Source organism: Methylobacterium sp. HJ2 (assembly GCF_056431005.1).
Genome location: NZ_JBWJYM010000002.1, coordinates 337184 through 353249, shown reverse-complemented (window position 1 = coordinate 353249; position 16066 = coordinate 337184). Strand labels below are relative to the sequence as shown.

Below are 16066 nucleotides of genomic sequence, written 5' to 3'. Positions count from 1 at the left end.
GGATCATGCGGGATTGTAGCGCCGATTCAAGCGCGGCCGCTGCCTCATTCCGCCGCGACGACGGGCCGGCGCCGGAAGCGGGCCTCCACGTGGCCGCGCAGGCCCGCGATGTCGAAGATCCAGACGAGCGCTCCGTACAGAGCGACGCCCGTCGGCACGCTGAGCGCCAGCGCCCGAACCGGCTCGAGATGGCGCAGCGGCGCGAGCACGAGGGCCATGAGGAGGCTCGCCACGGCCGCGACCGCGAGGTCCCGCCAGGGCAGGCGCAGGCGCTCGCGCCCGGTGAGCGCCCGGGCCGCGAGCCAGGCGAAGGCGGTGGCGAGGCCGAGCGACTGCGCCATGGCGATGCCCGCCGTGCCGAAGACCGGCGGCAGCAGCAGGAGGCCGAGGGCGTCGCCGCCGAGCCCGAACCCGGCCGCCGCGATCACCGGCAGAGTGCGCCGGCGGATCTGGAAGACGGGGTTCAGAGCGAAGAACATCATCGAGAGGCAGAACAGGCCCGGGATCAGCAGGCCGGCATAGAGCGCGAAGGGGCCGCGATAGGCCTCCGGCACCACGAGCGCCTGGAGCGCCGGCAGCACCGCCCAGAACCCGACCGCGCAGGGCAGGATCAGGGCGAAGACCACGGCCGCGTTGCGCCCGACCTGCGCCTCGGCCGCCGCCCGGCCGTGCTGCTCCTCGGCCCGCACCGCAAGTTGGAACAGCAGCAGGTCGAGGGCGGTGCCGAGCGTGGTCAGGCTGCGCCCGGCGACGTCCGAGGCGAGCGCGAAGTAGCCGGCCTCGGCGAAGCCCGCCTGCGCCGCGATGGTGCTGCGGTTGAGGAACGGCATCAGCTGGTAGACGGCGTTGGCCGCGATCAGGGGCAGGCCGTAGGTCATGAACAGGCGCCAGATCGTGCGGACCTGATCCCGCATCACGGGGGCCGCCGGATCGCGCAGGGGGCTGTAGAGCAGGAGCACCGTGAGCACCGGGCCGATGCCGGCCGCGGCCAGGACCCAGGCCGGGCTCCTGAGGAACCACGCGGCCCCCGCCATCAGGCAGAACGCCAGGGCGTTCTTGGCCGCCACGAGCCCGAGATAGAGCCGTCCGTCGAACCGGGCGCGGGCCAGCGCGGTGTGGTAGTCGAACACGCCGATGCCGAAGGCCGCCAGCATGGTGGCGGCCAGCATCGAGCCGCGCGCCTCCGGCCCCGTGCCGGCGCCGAACGCGAAGGCGACCGCCGCCGCCGCGATCAGCCCGAGGCTGACCAGCGCGTAGGCCCGGTCGAGCCCGTGCCGGATCCAGGGCTCGTCCGTCCGCACCCGGCCGGAATAGAACCGCGTCGCCGACAGCCGCAGCCACTCGAACAGCAGGGTGTTCAGCACGATGGCGCCCGCCGTCGCCAGGGCGAAGCGGCCGAAATCGGCGGGCCCCAGCAGCTTCGCCAGCAGCAGGCCGAGCGCGAAGTTCAGCCCCGCATTGAGGACGAAAGCGGCGATCACGGCCATCCGGCAGCCTCGCATCGCCCGCGCACGGGCCGGTGACAGGGTTCGTGCCGTTGCTCTAGCGGCCGAGCCCGTAAAAATCCCCTAATCGGGGCAAGGATGGGGCCAACCTGCATCTCATGATTGTATGGCCCCGGCAGCGGAACCGTAAGGCGAGGCTTGCCGTTGCACGCGCCGAGATCACATCCCTCACGGAGTCATTCCCATGCGCCTCCTCGTGCCCGCGACCGCGGCCCTCCTGACCCTCGCCGGCCTCCAGGCCGCCAGCGCCGAGACCACGGTGATCCGCCGCGACGCGCCCGACACGGTGGTGGTCGACCGGCCGGCGGTCGAGCATCGCACCGTCGAGACCCGCGAGAGCAGCGACGGCTGCGCCTCGAAGACGGTGACGAAGACCAACGAGGTCGGCGACCGCACGACGGTCCACAAGGAGAGCTGCGACTGAGCGGCGACCCACCGGCCGACACGCCTCGTCTCCGCGCGGGTTCTCCGCACGGGGAGGGGGCTGCCCGGTGCCAGCTGGCGCCCGGGGCCCGGCCGTCAGCGCCCCCCGGTTTCCTTCCGGCGGTCGAGCGCCTTCTCGTAGCGCCACGCCTCCATCCCATCCTCGTAATAGTCCGGCCGCACCGTGAAGCGGACGTAGCCGCGCCGCTCGTAGAGGCGGATGCCGGCGCCGTTGTCGGCGCGGACCTCGAGGCGCAGGCGGTCGCAGCCGTGGGCGCGGGCCTCGTCCTCGGCCGCGTCGAGCAGGCGGCCCCCGATGCCGAGCCCGCTCCGGGCCGGCGAGACCGCGATCGAGGACAGACGGGCGATCCGGCTGCGCCGCCGCCGCTCCAGCACCGCCGCCCCGACCAGCAGCGCCCCCGGCTCGTCCTCGATCAGCGCCACGATCACGCTCATGGTGTCGGAATCGATCGCGTGACGGATGGCCCGGCGCTCCGCCCGGTCGGTCACGAAGGCGGCATGCTCGAGGGCGACCAGCGCATCGAGGTCCGCGCGCGTGGCCGTCCGCAGCACCAGGCGGGCCTCTTCCGGCGGCTGCCGCCTCGACCGGGCCACGCTCACGGGCGGGACCGGCGCGTCCGCGGGATCGGGGTCGGCAACGTCATGGCGTCTTGCTGAGCTCCGGACCGGCCCGCGCCTCCTGGGAAGTCCCGTCGGGAGGCCGCGGGCGCGGAGCCCAGCACATGCCCGCTCGGCGCCCCGTTGGAAAGCCCGCGCGCGTCCCTGCCGCGGCGTTTGTGCAACATCGGTGGGATTCGGCCGATCGCGGTGGATTTCACCCCGGAATCCCCGGTCCGCCGCTTGCGGCCCGGGCCGCCGATCCGTATATCGCCTCTGCCCAATTTCGCACGTGCCTGTGGCCGCGTGCCGGTTGGTGGGCATCCGGTCAACTGCCGGACAGCCGCCAGGGGTCATAAAGGATCGATGGTCGCAAGGGTGGATCCCTACGGCCGGCATCCAGGTGGAAACACCGGACCCCGACAACAACCGGCAGCCGGAGGCGAAACCGGCGAACCCCGCTCTCCACGGGGGACGCAGCTTAAAGCAACGACGAACGGGCTTTTTTGGTCTCGTCGGCCCTCCAAAGGCCGGCACCGAAGAGGCTTGTTTCTCTTTGCCCGGCGTGCGGTTGGGGTTCCCCCATCCAATCCACGGCAGCTTCCGGGTGCTCTGCGCCCGCACGGATCCGCGTGTCTCCAAAGCACGCCGGGCCCGCGCGTCGCATCGCCCCCTGACGCCGGCGGCTCGCACGAGTCGCCCGATCTCGATCTTGCGCGCCCCGAGCCGGGCGCGGTCGACCTGTGGGGGAACGCTCATGACCGATCGTATCCGTGACTTCCTGCGCCTGCGCCGCGACCTCGGCCAGGACGAGGGCCCGGTGATGGTGCTCGACCTCGACGTCGTGCGCGACAACTACACCGCCTTCGCCCGCGCGCTGCCCGACACCCGCGTGTTCTACGCCGTCAAGGCGAACCCGGCTCCCGAGGTGCTGGGCCTCCTGGCCGAGATGGGCTCGTGCTTCGACACGGCCTCCGTCGTCGAGATCGAGATGGCGCTCGCCGCCGGCGCCACCGCGGAGCGCATCTCCTTCGGCAACACCATCAAGAAGGAGCGCGACATCGTCCGGGCGCTCAAGCTCGGCATCCGGCTGTTCGCGGTCGATTGCGAGGTCGAGGCCGACAAGATCGCCCGGGCGGCCGCGGCGGCCGGCGTCGACACGGCGGACGTGCAGGTGTTCTGCCGCATCCTCTGCGACGGCGCGGGCGCCGATTGGCCGCTCTCGCGCAAGTTCGGCTGCGTGCCCGAGATGGCGGTGGACGTGCTGGAGCACGCCCATCGGCAGGGGCTGCACGCCTACGGCGTGTCGTTCCACGTCGGCTCGCAGCAGGGCAACACGGAGGCCTGGGACGGGGCGCTCGCCTCCGCCTCCACGATCTTCCGCGAGTGCGCGCTGCGCGGCATCGGCCTCTCGATGGTCAATCTCGGCGGCGGCTTCCCGACGAAGTACCTCAAGGCGGTGCCGGGCGTTGAGAGCTACGGCGACGCGATCTTCCGGGCGCTCACCAAGCACTTCGGCAACCAGATCCCGGAGACCATCATCGAGCCGGGTCGGGGCATGGTCGGCAATGCCGGCATGATCGAGGCCGAGGTGGTGCTGGTCTCCAAGAAGTCGGCCGCCGAGGACGAGGTGCGCTGGGTCTATCTCGACATCGGCAAGTTCGGCGGCCTCGCCGAGACGATGGACGAGTCGATCCGCTACGCGATCCGCACCGATCACGACGCCGACCGCATGAGCCCCTGCGTGATCGCCGGCCCGACCTGCGACTCCGTCGACGTGCTCTACGAGAAGCAGCACTACCCGCTGCCCGTCTCGCTCTCGATCGGCGACAAGGTGCTGATCGAGGGGACCGGCGCCTACACCACGACCTACGCGGCGGTGGCCTTCAACGGCTTCCCGCCCCTGCGCCAGATCGTGATCTGAACTCTTCGCGCGGGCCGGAACTCCGGACCCGCGCGGGAAGTTTTCAGCCCCACCCGAGCGAACGGCTCAGGCGGCCCTCCGGGCGGTCCCGAGCCGGCCATGTCCTCACCCCTCCGCAGCCTCGGGGATGACCGCTCATGATCGAGATCCGCGCCGAACACGCCGCCGACGTCGCCCAGCGCGAGCGCCTGCTCGACGCCTGCTTCGGCACGTGCCGCTTCGCCAAGACCTCCGAGCGCCTGCGCGAGGGCCGGATCCCGGCCCGCGGCCTCGCCCTGTCGGCGACCCGCGCCGGCCGCCTCGTCGGCACGGTCCGGCTCTGGGACGTCGAGGCCGGCCCCGGCCGTCCGGCGCTGCTCCTCGGCCCCCTCGCCGTCGATCCGGCGATCCAGGGCCAGGGCCTCGGCCGGGTGATGATGCAGGCGGCGCTCGGCCGGGCCGAATCCCTCGGCCACGCGGCGGTGCTCCTCGTCGGCGACGCGCCCTATTACGGCCGCTTCGGCTTCGATCAGGCGCTCGTCGCCGACCTCGCCATGCCGGGCCCGTTCGAGCGCGCGCGCTTCCTCGGCGTCGAATTGCGCGAGGGTGCCCTCGCGGGCGCCGCCGGGATCCTGCGGCCGGCCGGCCGCCTCGCCCCCGCCGAGGCCGTGCCGGCCTACGCGGCGGCAGCGCGACGACGCGCTGCGTGAGCGCTGAGCGCGTCTCAGGCGCTCTCCGCGTCCGGAACCAGCCGCGCCAGGAAGGGTGAGGCCGCCGCCTCCGCCGCGCGCTCGATCGCGCGGTACTGGGCGACGAGATCCGTCCCGAGCGCCGAGAGCCGGGCGCCGCCCCCCGCCTTGCCGCCGGTCTGCGCCTCGACCACGGGCCGGCCGAACCCGCGGTTCATCGCCTCCACCAGGGTCCAGGCCCGGCGGTAGGACATGCCGAGTGCCCGGCCCGCGGCCGAGATCGAGCCGTGCTCGGCGATCGCCTCCAGGAGCCGGATCTTGCCCGGCCCGACCCGGTTCTCGGGGCCGAGATCGATCCGGATGCTCAGTCGCGCCATGCCCGTCCTCCCGCCGGCCCGACCGCTCGCCGCGCCCCTGGCCGGAGCTATAGCGGGTCGTATATAACGCGTCGCGGCGGCCACGCGCGGGCCCCCTTCCGTCCCACGCCTGCCGAGGATCGACCCGATGCGCAAGCCGACCCGCGCCGCCGTCCTGGCCGGCCTCGCCGCCTGCCTCCTCGCCACGGGTCCGCGCGCCGCGGAGGCCCCGACCGTGTTCGCCGCGGCGAGCCTGAAGAACGCCCTCGACGAGGCCGCCGCCGCCTGGACCCGACAGGGCAGGCCGGCGCCGCGAATCTCCTACGCGGCCTCGAACACGCTGGCCAAGCAGATCGAGCAGGGCGCACCCGCCGATCTGTTCTTCTCCGCCGATCTCGACTGGATGGACTACCTGCAGACGGGCGGGCTCATCCGCACGGCCACGCGGGTGAGTCTGCTCGCCAACAGCCTCGTGCTGATCGCCCCGAAGGATTCGACGGTGCGGGTCGCGATGGGCCCGGGCCTCGATCTCGCGGCGGCCCTGGGCTCGGGCCGGCTCGCGATGGGCAACGTCGAGGCCGTGCCGGCCGGCAAGTACGGCAGGGCGGCGCTGGAATCCCTCGGCGCCTGGGCGGGCGTGCGGGACAAGGTCGCCCAGGCCGAGAGCGTGCGCGCGGCGCTGCTCCTCGTGTCGCGCGGCGAGGCCCCGCTCGGCATCGTCTACGCCACCGACGCGGCGGCGGACGCCAACGTGCGCATCGTGGCGACCTTCCCGGCCGACAGCCACCCGCCGATCGTCTACCCGGTGGCGCTCACGACGGCGGCGGCGAGCCCCGACGCCGCGGCCCTCCTCGCCTATCTCCGCGGTCCCGAAGCCAAAGCGGCCTTCGAGCGCCAGGGCTTCACGGTGCTGAACCGCGCGAGTTCGGCCGCGCGTGACTGAGTGGCTGACGCCCGAGGAATGGGCGGCGCTCCGCCTCAGCCTGCGTGTGGCGAGCGTGGGCACGCTGGCGAGCCTGCTGCCCGGGATCGCCGTCGCCTACCTGCTGGCGCGCGGCCGGTTCTGGGGCCGGAGCGTCCTCGACATGCTGGTGCATCTGCCCCTGGTGCTGCCCCCGGTGGTGACCGGCTACCTGCTGCTCCTGGCCTTCGGCCGGAGGGGACCGGTCGGGGCGTTCCTCGCCGATCATCTCGGCATCGTCCTGGCGTTCCGCTGGACCGGGGCGGCGCTGGCCTGCGCGGTGATGGGCTTCCCCCTGCTGGTGCGGGCGATCCGCCTGTCGATCGAATCCGTCGATACGCGGCTCGAGGAGGCCGCCGGCACCCTGGGCGCCGGGCCGCTGCAGGTCTTCGCCCGCGTGACCCTGCCGCTGATCCTGCCCGGGATCATCGCGGGCCTCGTGCTCGCCTTCGCCAAGGCGATGGGCGAGTTCGGCGCCACCATCACCTTCGTGTCGAACATCCCCGGCGAGACCCAGACGCTGCCGTCGGCGATCTACACCCTGACGCAGGTGCCGGGCGGGGAGGCGGGGGCCCTGCGCCTCACCCTCGTCTCCGTCGCGGTCTCGATGATCGCCCTCGTCCTCTCCGAGGTCGCGGCCCGCGGCGTCGCGCGCCGGAGCGCCGCGTGAGCGAGCCGGCGCTCACGGTGGCGGTCGAGCACGCGCAAGGGACATTCCGGCTCGCGGCGGCCTTCGCGGCGGAGGCCGGGATCACCGCGCTGTTCGGGCCCTCCGGGTCCGGCAAGACCACGCTGATCAACGTGATCGCGGGTCTCGTACGGCCGGACCGGGGCCGGGTCGTCCTCGCGGGCACGACGCTCCTCGACACGCAGGCCGGGATCGCCGTGCCTCGGCACCGGCGCCGCATCGGCTACGTCTTCCAGGAGAGCCGGCTGTTCCCGCACCTGAGCGTACGCGGCAACCTGCTGTTCGGCCGCCGCTTCGCGCGCGGGCAGGACGGGATCGGCCTCGACGCCGTGGTCGATCTCCTCGGCCTCGGGTCGCTTTTGACGCGCCGCCCCTCCGGCCTGTCCGGGGGCGAGCGCCAGCGTGTGGCGATCGGCCGGGCGCTCCTCGCCCGGCCCCGCCTGCTCCTCATGGACGAGCCGCTCGCCGCCCTCGATGCGGCCCGCAAGGCCGAGATCCTGCCCTTCCTCGAGCGCCTGCGCGACGAGGCCCGGGTGCCGATCGTCTACGTCTCGCACGCCCTCTCCGAGGTCGGGCGCCTCGCCGACCGGATCGTGGTGCTGGAGGCGGGCCGCGTCGTCGCCGACGGGCCGGTCGCCGAGGTGAGCGCGCGCCTCGACATCGCGGCCTTCCGGGAGGCGCGGGAGGCGGGCGCCGTCCTCGCCGCCCGGATCGAGGGCCACGACCGCGCCTTCGCCCTGACGCGGCTCGCGACGCGGGCCGGGCCGCTCCACGTGCCGCTCCTCGACCGCCCGGTCGGCACGCCCCTGCGCATCCTCGTCTCGGCCCGCGACGTCACCCTGAGCCTGTCCCGGCCCGAGGGCTCCAGCGCCCTCAACGTGCTGGAGGGCCGCGTCGCCGAGATCGCCGAGGGCCGGGCCGCTGACCCGAGCACGGCGGTGCGGCTCGATTGCGCGGGCGCGGCCCTCGTGGTGCGCCTCACCCGGCGCTCGGTGGCCGAGATGAAGCTCGCGCCGGGCCTCGGGGTCTTCGCCGCGATCAAGAGCGTCGCGCTGATCTGAGTCGGCCGGCGTTTCGATCGCGGTTTCGTTTGCACTGGGCGCGAGCCTCCGCCATCGAGGGGGCACCGGAAAGCTCACGGAGCGTCTCGCATGGATACGGCCGCCCTCGCCCGCCACGCGCATCAGGTCCTGGCCGAGGCGAGCCTGCCCGAATTGCCGAACCATTACCGGGGCAAGGTGCGGGACAATTACGACCTGCCCGACGGGCGCCGCATCCTGATCACCAGCGACCGGATCAGCGCCTTCGACCGGGCGCTCGCGGCGATCCCGTTCAAGGGACAGGTGCTGACCCAGACCGCGCGCTACTGGTTCGAGCGCACCGGGGACATCTGCCCCAACCACGTGCTCGCCTATCCGGACCCGAACGTGGTGGTGGGGCGCCGCCTCGCGATCCTGCCCGTCGAGGTGGTGGTGCGGGGCTACCTCGCGGGCACGACTTCGACCTCGATCCTGACCCAGTACAAGGCCGGTTCGCGCACGCTGTACGGCCACACCCTGCCGGACGGGATGCGGCCGAACGAGCGCCTGCCGCAGGCGATCATCACGCCGACCACCAAGGCCTTCGACGGCGGGCACGACGCGCCGCTCACCGAGGCCGAGATCCTGGGTCAGGGCCTGCTCACCGAGGCGCAGTGGCGCACCGTGTCGGCGGCGGCGCTCGCGCTCTTCGCCCGCGGGCAGGCGCTCGCCGCCGAGCGCGGGCTGATCCTGGCCGACACCAAGTACGAGTTCGGCACCGACGCCGAGGGCCGGATCGTGCTCGCCGACGAGATCCACACCTCCGACAGCAGCCGCTACTGGTTCGCCCAGAGCTATCCCGAGCGCTTCGCCGCGGGCGCCGCGCCCGAGAGCTTCGACAAGGATTTCGTGCGCAACTGGGTGGTGGCCCGCTGCGATCCCTACGCCGACCCGATCCCCGAGATCCCGGCGGACGTCGTGCTGGAGACGGCCGCCGTCTATATCCGCGCCTACGAGACCATCACGGGCGCGACCTTCACCCTGCCGGACCCGTCCGAGGTGCCGCTGGAGCGGATCCGCCGGAACCTGTCGGCGTATCTGCGGACCGAATAGGCGCGCCGCCTTCCCGGCCCGGCTCCGTCCCTCAACCGGCCAGCGCCCGCTCGACGAACCGCGCCGCGGCGAGCGCCCGCCCGTCCTCGCCGAAGCCGGCGACGATCTGCGCGCCGAGCGGCAGGTGATCGCCGGGCACCGGGACGGTGACGCAGGGCACGCCGAGGAGCGTCCAGAGCCGGTTGAAGCGCGAATCGCCCGTCGAGGCGTAGCCGGCGGGCGCCGCACCGGGCGCGGGCAGCGTCAGCAGCACGTCGAGGTCGGAGTTGCGCATCAGATCCTTGAAGGACCGGCGGGCGCCGTGGGCCACGCGGCGGGCGGAATCGTAGGCCGCCGCCGGGATGTCCTGCGCCGCGTCGAGCTGCGCGCGCAGCAGCGGCGGCAGGGCCTCGCGATGGGCGGCGTATTCCCAGGCGAGCGCCTGCGCGCCCTCGAAATCCTGGATGGTGCCGTGCTGGGCGAAGGCCTCGCCGAAGAGCGGCGGCAGGCTGACGCGCCGCACCCGCGCCCCCGCGGCCTCGGCGGCGCGGGCCGTCCGCTCGAGGGCGGCGAGGCCCTCGGCCTCGGGCGCGGCGCAGAACTCGGGCACCAGCACGCCGATGCGGGGCGCGTCCACCGTCGCCGGCAGGTCGATGCCGGGGCGGTCGGCCAGCAGCGCGAGGGCATGGGCCGCGTCGGCGACGCCCGCTGCGAAGAGGCCGAGGGTGTCCAGCGTCCAGGAGAAGCACTTCATGCCCACCGTCGGCAGCAGCCGGAACGAGGGCTTCACCCCGACGGCGCCGCAGAAGGCCGCCGGGCGGATCACCGAGCCGCCGGTCTGGGTGCCGAGCGCCAGCGGCAGCATCCCGGCCGCCACCGCCGCGGCCGAGCCGGCCGAGGAGCCCCCCGGCGTGTGGCCGGGCGCGTTGGGGTTGCGGGTCGCGGTCGGGTCCATGAAGGCGAAGGCGGTTGTGGTGGTCTTGGCCAGCGGTACGGCGCCGAGCGCCCTCAGCCGGGCCACTGCCGGCGCGTCGGCGCGGGGACGCCAGCCGGCATAGATCGACGCGCCCATCTGGGTCGGCAGGTCGGCGGTGTCGATCACGTCCTTCACGCCGACCGCGATGCCGGCGAGCGGCCCCGAAGCCGGCACGGGTGCCGCCTCGGCGAGGCTCACGAGGGCGCCGATCTCGGGCTCGCGCGCGGCGATCGCCTCGCGGGTGCGGGCGATCGCGCCCTCCGGCGAGAGGCGGCCGGAAGCGATCTCGGCGCGCAGGTCTTTCAGGGACAGCATGGGGCGACTCGCGGACGGGGAGGGATCGGCCTGCCGCGCGGAAGAGCCCAATCCTCCGCGCCGCGCAAGCGCGGCGGCGCCGGAAACCGGGCTTCCCCTCCGCGCGTCAGGCGGAGGGGAAGCGCACCGCCCGGTCGAGCACCTGCTCGCACCAGCGCGCGGTGCGCAGGAGGCGCAGGTCGTGGCGGTAGGGCGCGACGAGCTGGATGCCGAGGGGCAGGCCCGCAGCCTCCCCCGCGGGAAGCGTGAGGCAGGGCGCGCCGAGGAAGGTCCAGGGCACGCAGTGGGACGCGTCCCCCGTGTAGGCGGTGCCCTCGGGCGCGGGGCCGGGCGCCGGCAGCGTCAGGATCGCGTCGAACCCGTCGAGGGTGGGTCCGAGCGCCGCGCGCAGGTCGGTCTGCAGCGCGAGCGCCGCGATATAGGCGGGGGCCGCGATTCCGGCGCCCTCCTGCACCAGATCCGTCAGCACGGCGCTGACCGCATCCGGACGCGCCGCGACGAGGCCGCCGAAGATCGCCGAGGCCTCGCAGGCCAGGATCGTGCGGGCCGCCTCGGCCATCGGCGCGAAGGCGGCGGGCAGCTCGAAGGTCTCGACGGTGCCGCCCGCGGCCGCGAAGCGCTGCGCCGCGCCCTCCAGCACGGCCCGGGCGGCGGGCTCGGCCGCGCTCCAGGGCCCGCTCTGGACCAGGGCGAGGCGGGGCGCGGGCAGCGGCGCGATCCCCGCCTCTGGATCGACCCGGAAGGGCGGCAGCGGCCGGCCGTGCGGGTCCGCCGCGCTCGTCCCGGCGAGGAGCGAGAGCGCGAGTCCGGCATCCGTCACCGAGCGGGTGAACAGCCCGACATGGTCCAGGGAGCCCGCGAGCGGGTGCACCCCGGCGCGGGGGATCGCACCGTAGCTCGGTTTCAGCCCGACCACGCCGCAATAGGCCGCCGGGCGGATCACCGAGCCGAAGGTCTGGGTGCCGAGCGCCAGCGGGGCGAAGCCGGCCGCCACCGCGGCGGCCGATCCGCTCGACGAGCCGCCCGGCGTATGGCTCGGGTTCCAGGGGTTGCGCGTCGGGCCGGGATGGCGCCACGCGAACTCGGTGGTGACGGTCTTGCCCATCACCCGGGCGCCGAGATCGCGCAGGCGGGCGACCACCCAGGCATCGGCCATTGGCACGTGGTCGGCGTAGACGGGCGAGCCGTAACCGGTCGGCAGGTCGGCCGTCGCGATCAGGTCCTTGACCGCGACCGGCACCCCGGCGAGCGCCCCGCCGCCCGAGGCCGCGGCCTCGGGCTCGGCGAGGCGCACGAAGGCGCCGATCGCCGGATCGAGCCGCCGCGCCCGTGCGTGGAGGGCGGCTGCGTAGGCCCCCGCGTCGAGCCGCCCGGCCCGGATGTCCCGGATCGCCTCGGCGAGGCCGAGGGCGTGCATCGGCGCCGCGTCCCGCATCATGCCCTCAATTCCCGGCCATCGCCTTGGTGATGAAGTCCCGCCGCACGAAGGTCGCATAATCGGGCTGCGCCGCGAGGTTGCCCAGCGCGATCTGCGTGTCGAGGCCGAGCTTCAGCGCATCCGGCGCGATGTCCACGGTCTCGGGATAGACCTTCTCGGCCATCATCCGCTTCACAGCCGCCTCGACCACGGCCGGATCGAGGTTCGGGAACTCCTTCTTGGCCACCGCCACCGCCTTGGCGGGCTCGGCCTGCATCAGCCGGATCGCCGCCTGCATGCCGTTGACGAAGGCCTGGGCCACGGCCGGGTCGACGTCCTTGCGCGCGCTCACCGCCGAGAAGGCGTAGGGGCCGTACTTCTCGGGGAAGCCCAGCACCACCTTCATGCCCTTGGCCACCACTTGGTCGAGGCCGGGCTCGTACATCACCGCGACCTTGGCCTGGCCCGCGAGGAACGGGCCCGGCTCCGTGCCGAGCGCCACCTGCGTCAGCGTCACGTCGTCCTTGCTCATCCCGTTCTCCTTGAGAAGCTTGAGGAAGAGCGAGGTCGAGGTGGTGGGCATCAGGCCCGTGACGATGGTCTGGCCCTTCAGGTCCTTCACGTCCTTGAAGGGGAAGTCCGGCGCGGCCGCGATCCAGACCGCGGCACCGTTGACGACGTTGGCCACCACGTTGACGGGCGCGCCCTTCGAGGCCGCGACCGCGGTCCATTCGGGCCCGTGGATCGAGAATTGCGCACTCTTCGAGATCACCGCCGAGAGGGCGACGCTCGGGGCGCCCGCGGTCTCCTTGGTGACGTCGATGCCGGCCTTCTCGAACAGGCCTTCGTCGATGGCGACGTAGAGCGGCAGGTAGAGCATCGACTGGAAGGCCTGCGAGACCGTGGCCTTCAGGGTGGCCGCCATCGCGGGCAGCGGGCTGGCGCAGGCGAGGAGCGCCGCGACGAGGGCGACGGGACGGAAGGGCTTGGTCATGTCTCGGGGCTCTCGGGCTGGGAGGGGGCAAGGGGCTGTGGGCGCCGCCGGCGGGGGCCGGCGGGCGAGGGGGCTGGGATCAGACCTGCACGCCGCCCGCGGTCGAGACCTGCCGCCAGGGCAGGATCCGGCGCTCGGCGAAATCGATGACGTGGTAGAGCACGAAGCCCACCGCCATCAGCACGAACAGCCCGACCCAGACGGTGTTGAGGTCGTAGAGCGAGGAGGCGTTGTAGATCAGGTGGCCGAGGCCGCGCTGGGAGGAGATGAACTCGCCCACCACCGCGCCGACGAGGGCGAAGCCGATGTTGATGCGGAACATCCCGATGATCGCCGGCAGCGTGGAGGGCACGATCACGCTGCGGAAGATCCGGTTCTTCGAGGCGCCCATCGAGGCGAGCAGCGCCTGCAGGTCGGGATCGGCGTCGCGGGCGGCCTGGTAGGCCGCGATCAGCGCGACGAGCGCGGTGAGCGAGACCGCGAGCGCCACCTTCGAGACGAAGCCCGTGCCGAACCACAGGATCACGATCGGCGCCAGCGCGATCTTGGGCACCGAGTTCACCGCGACGATGAAGGGCTCGACCACCCGGGCGACGAGGACCGAGTACCAGAGCCCGAGCCCGGCGAGCGACCCGATCGCGGTGCCGATGACGAAGCCGATGAGCGCCTCGATCACCGTGTACCACGTGTCGACGGCGAGGCTGCCGTCGAGCACGCTGGCGCGGAACACCCGCCAGATCCCCGACGGCGCGCCGACCAGGAACTCGGTGAGCCAGCCGGCATCGACCGCGACCTCCCAGGCGGCGAAGAACATTGCCACCGCCGCGATCTGGATCAGGGCGCGGCCGAGCGTGGTGTCGATGGCGCGCGCGAGCGGCCCCGGGCCGCGCCGGATCGCGGCGGCCTCATGGGCCTCGTCGGCCTCCGCGGCGCGCTCGATCGCGGGGCCGGTCATGAGATGCGTCGTCATCAGGCGGCCTCCACGCGGGCCGCCGCGGGCGCCCGGGTCTGGATGTCGAGTTCCCCGCACAGGGTGTGGAAGTGCTCGGAGAAGCGCGGGTCGCTGCGGGCGCCGATCGGCGAGCGGTCGCCGAGCTCGATCCGGTGCACGTTCTTGACGCGGGAGGGACGCCCGCCGAGCACCACCACGCGCTTGGACAAGGCCACCGCCTCGTCGATGTCGTGGGTGACGAGGACCACGGTCTTGCCGAAGGTCTCGACCGCGTCGAGCAGCACGCCCTCGAGATAGAGCCGGGTCTGGTAGTCGAGGGCCGAGAACGGCTCGTCGAGAAGCAGGATGTCCGGGTCCATGATCAGCGTCCGGATCAAGGCCGCGCGCTGGCGCATGCCGCCGGACAGGGTCTTCGGGTAGGCGTTCTCGAAGCCCGAGAGCCCGAAGCGGGCGAGGTACTCGCGCGCGGTGTCGCGCGCCTCGGCCGGATCGACGCCCTTCATCTCGAGGCCGAGGGTGACGTTCTGGATCACCGTGCGCCAGGGAAAGAGCAGGTCCTTCTGCATCATGTAGCCGACGCGCCCGCGCAGGCCCGTCACGGGCTTGCCGCGGAACAGCAGGGTGCCGGCATCGGGCTCGAGCAGGCCCGCGATGACGTTGAACACCGTCGTCTTGCCGCAGCCCGACGGGCCGATGATGCTGACGAAATCGCGCTCGTGGATGTCGAAGCTCAGCCCGTCGAGCACCGGCACCGGGCCGCCGCGGGCCGGGAATGCCTTGCGCAGCCCGCGCACGCTGAGCTGGACCGGGTCGGAGGCCGTGTCGGCTGCCGTCATGGAGGCTCCTTCGCTACGGAGCCGCCCTCAGCAAGCCGCGGGCCAAGTTGCATACAGAATATGTAAGCGAGCCCTGCCGCGATTGTCGCGGACGCGCCGCGGAGCCCCGTCGGGATACGGAGATCGGCCGAAGCGTGGCCGCAGTCGACAGGAGGCCGGGGCCGACCGGGCCTTGCTACTTCAGCGCCGCCTCGGCCTCCGGCGCCGGTGCGGACCGTCCCGCGCGGCCCGCGGCGCGCTGGCGCGCGACCGGCCGCAGCAGCGCCAGCGCGAGGCGGGCGAGGCGGATCTGGCCGGGCAGGTGGCGCGGTCCGATCGGCCGGTAGGCAAGGCGGGCGCTCAGGCGCTCGATCTCCGCGATGGCGAGCGCCGCGCGGGGCAGGCCGGCGATGCGCGCCATCTCCGCGGCTGGCACGCCGAGGATCCGGGCCCAGCCGGGCAGGCGCCCGTCGGCGTGCAGGCGGCGGATGCGGCGGCGGAGGGCGTAGCGCAGGATGGAGCGCGGGATCCGCTCCATCCGGGCGTCGCAGAGGGCGTCGGGCTCGTCGCAGCGGGCCCTGATGGTGTCGGCGACCCCGCCGGGCGCCCGGCCGGTGAGGCGGGCCGAGATGATCGCCACCACGTCGCGCGGGTGGCGCACGCGGAAGCCCTGCTGCAGCAGCGCCGCCACGAAGGCGCCGTCCTCGCCGAGGGGGATCTCCGGCATGCCGCCGACGGCCCGGTAGGCGGCGAGGCGCACGCCGAGGGAGGCGCCGATGGTGGTGCGGTGGCAGGGCCAGGGATCGTGCGGGTCGGGGTCGAGATGGGTCTCGACCTCGGTGAGCAGCGCGTCGTAGGCGTCCTCGAGCCGGCCGCGGGCGGGCAGGGAGGGCGGCAGCAGGGCGGCCTCCTCGGGCGCCAGCTCGACCCGGCCGGCCACCGCGTCGGCGCCGGCCTCCAGGGCGGCGAGGTTGCGCGCGACCCAGTCCGGCGGCACCCGGCTGTCGGCGTCGGTGGTCAGCAGCGTGCCCCCGCCCGGCCCGGATTCGATCCAGGCGGCGGCGGCATCCATCGCGGCCCGGCGGGCCCAGCCCGCATGGGCTTTGTCGTAGGTCGCGGTGATCACCCGCACGGGAATCCCGAGGCCGGGCCGCGCGGCCTCGACGATCTCCGGCGTCCCGTCCGTGCAGTTGTTGAGGAAGAGGACGAGGCCGAGACGGCCCGGAGCCAGCTCGGTCTGCGCGGCGATCGCCCGGAGGCAGGCCGCGATGCGCTCGCACTCGTTGCGGACCGGGATCGCGATCACGACGTCGGGGCCGGCGGCGGATGCGGGGCGCATCGGG

Annotated in this window: 16 protein-coding genes; 7 read left to right on the top strand and 9 right to left on the bottom strand. The window is 73.6% G+C overall.

The genetic code is table 11. The annotated features are described in order from the left end of the window. Positions 1 to 44 precede the first annotated feature (44 nt). Complete coding sequence (locus ACS5RC_RS06250) at positions 45 to 1487, bottom strand: lipopolysaccharide biosynthesis protein (protein ID WP_478342961.1); 1443 nt, start codon at positions 1485 to 1487, stop codon at positions 45 to 47. Positions 1488 to 1689: 202 nt separating this feature from the next. Between ACS5RC_RS06250 and ACS5RC_RS06245 the strand changes: the two genes are divergently transcribed. Then, entirely contained in the window at positions 1690 to 1929 is a 240-nt protein-coding gene (locus tag ACS5RC_RS06245) for a hypothetical protein (RefSeq protein ID WP_478342960.1), read from the top strand. 95 nt (positions 1930 to 2024) lie between these two features. Here the strand turns inward: ACS5RC_RS06245 and ACS5RC_RS06240 are convergent, their stop codons facing one another. Next, positions 2025 to 2504, bottom strand: coding sequence for a GNAT family N-acetyltransferase (locus ACS5RC_RS06240; RefSeq protein ID WP_478343425.1), 480 nt, complete (start codon positions 2502 to 2504; stop codon positions 2025 to 2027). A 799-nt stretch (positions 2505 to 3303) separates the two neighbouring features. On the opposite strand from ACS5RC_RS06240, the gene ACS5RC_RS06235 reads away from it, so the two are divergent. Then, on the top strand, positions 3304 to 4470 hold the full coding sequence (locus ACS5RC_RS06235; RefSeq protein WP_478342959.1) for a type III PLP-dependent enzyme: 1167 nt from the start codon (positions 3304 to 3306) through the stop codon (positions 4468 to 4470). A gap of 137 nt (positions 4471 to 4607) precedes the next feature. Then, complete coding sequence (locus tag ACS5RC_RS06230) at positions 4608 to 5159, top strand: GNAT family N-acetyltransferase (protein ID WP_478342958.1); 552 nt, start codon at positions 4608 to 4610, stop codon at positions 5157 to 5159. A 14-nt stretch (positions 5160 to 5173) separates the two neighbouring features. Here ACS5RC_RS06230 and ACS5RC_RS06225 read toward each other — a convergent pair whose 3' ends face one another. Beyond that, the gene (locus ACS5RC_RS06225; protein WP_478342957.1) at positions 5174 to 5515 is read right to left on the bottom strand and encodes a winged helix-turn-helix domain-containing protein; all 342 of its coding nucleotides are present in this window, start codon (positions 5513 to 5515) and stop codon (positions 5174 to 5176) included. 127 nt (positions 5516 to 5642) lie between these two features. Between ACS5RC_RS06225 and modA the strand changes: the two genes are divergently transcribed. The 4 genes from modA to ACS5RC_RS06205 all read left to right on the top strand — a co-directional run bounded on the left by modA (position 5643) and on the right by ACS5RC_RS06205 (position 9275). After that, positions 5643 to 6437: a molybdate ABC transporter substrate-binding protein gene (modA, locus tag ACS5RC_RS06220; protein ID WP_478342956.1), complete on the top strand. Its 795-nt coding sequence runs from the start codon at positions 5643 to 5645 to the stop codon at positions 6435 to 6437. Then, positions 6430 to 7125: a molybdate ABC transporter permease subunit gene (modB, locus tag ACS5RC_RS06215; protein WP_478342955.1), complete on the top strand. Its 696-nt coding sequence runs from the start codon at positions 6430 to 6432 to the stop codon at positions 7123 to 7125. The genes modA and modB overlap by 8 nt, the downstream gene beginning before the upstream one ends. Next, positions 7122 to 8204 (top strand): molybdenum ABC transporter ATP-binding protein, encoded by a 1083-nt coding sequence (gene modC / locus ACS5RC_RS06210; protein WP_478342954.1) that lies wholly within the window; start codon positions 7122 to 7124, stop codon positions 8202 to 8204. The genes modB and modC overlap by 4 nt, the downstream gene beginning before the upstream one ends. A 90-nt stretch (positions 8205 to 8294) precedes the next feature. After that, the gene (locus ACS5RC_RS06205; RefSeq protein ID WP_478342953.1) at positions 8295 to 9275 is read left to right on the top strand and encodes a phosphoribosylaminoimidazolesuccinocarboxamide synthase; all 981 of its coding nucleotides are present in this window, start codon (positions 8295 to 8297) and stop codon (positions 9273 to 9275) included. A gap of 31 nt (positions 9276 to 9306) precedes the next feature. Here the strand turns inward: ACS5RC_RS06205 and ACS5RC_RS06200 are convergent, their stop codons facing one another. The 6 genes from ACS5RC_RS06200 to ACS5RC_RS06175 all read right to left on the bottom strand — a co-directional run bounded on the left by ACS5RC_RS06200 (position 9307) and on the right by ACS5RC_RS06175 (position 16062). Next, a complete protein-coding gene (locus ACS5RC_RS06200; RefSeq protein WP_478342952.1) occupies positions 9307 to 10545 on the bottom strand; it encodes an amidase in 1239 nt (412 codons plus the stop codon). Positions 10546 to 10651: 106 nt separating this feature from the next. Continuing rightward, positions 10652 to 11983, bottom strand: a complete 1332-nt coding sequence (locus ACS5RC_RS06195) for an amidase (RefSeq protein ID WP_478342951.1) — start codon at positions 11981 to 11983, stop codon at positions 10652 to 10654. Between the two features lie 4 nt (positions 11984 to 11987). Then, on the bottom strand, positions 11988 to 12956 hold the full coding sequence (locus tag ACS5RC_RS06190) for an ABC transporter substrate-binding protein (RefSeq protein WP_478342950.1): 969 nt from the start codon (positions 12954 to 12956) through the stop codon (positions 11988 to 11990). 79 nt (positions 12957 to 13035) lie between these two features. Continuing rightward, on the bottom strand, positions 13036 to 13926 hold the full coding sequence (locus ACS5RC_RS06185; protein WP_478342949.1) for an ABC transporter permease: 891 nt from the start codon (positions 13924 to 13926) through the stop codon (positions 13036 to 13038). Then, positions 13926 to 14744 carry an ABC transporter ATP-binding protein gene (locus tag ACS5RC_RS06180; RefSeq protein ID WP_478342948.1) on the bottom strand — a complete coding sequence of 273 codons (819 nt, stop codon included), beginning with the start codon at positions 14742 to 14744 and terminating at the stop codon, positions 13926 to 13928. The genes ACS5RC_RS06185 and ACS5RC_RS06180 overlap by 1 nt, the downstream gene beginning before the upstream one ends. Positions 14745 to 14919: 175 nt before the next feature. Continuing rightward, positions 14920 to 16062, bottom strand: coding sequence for a glycosyltransferase family 2 protein (locus tag ACS5RC_RS06175; RefSeq protein ID WP_478343424.1), 1143 nt, complete (start codon positions 16060 to 16062; stop codon positions 14920 to 14922). Between the last annotated feature and the right edge of the window lie 4 nt (positions 16063 to 16066).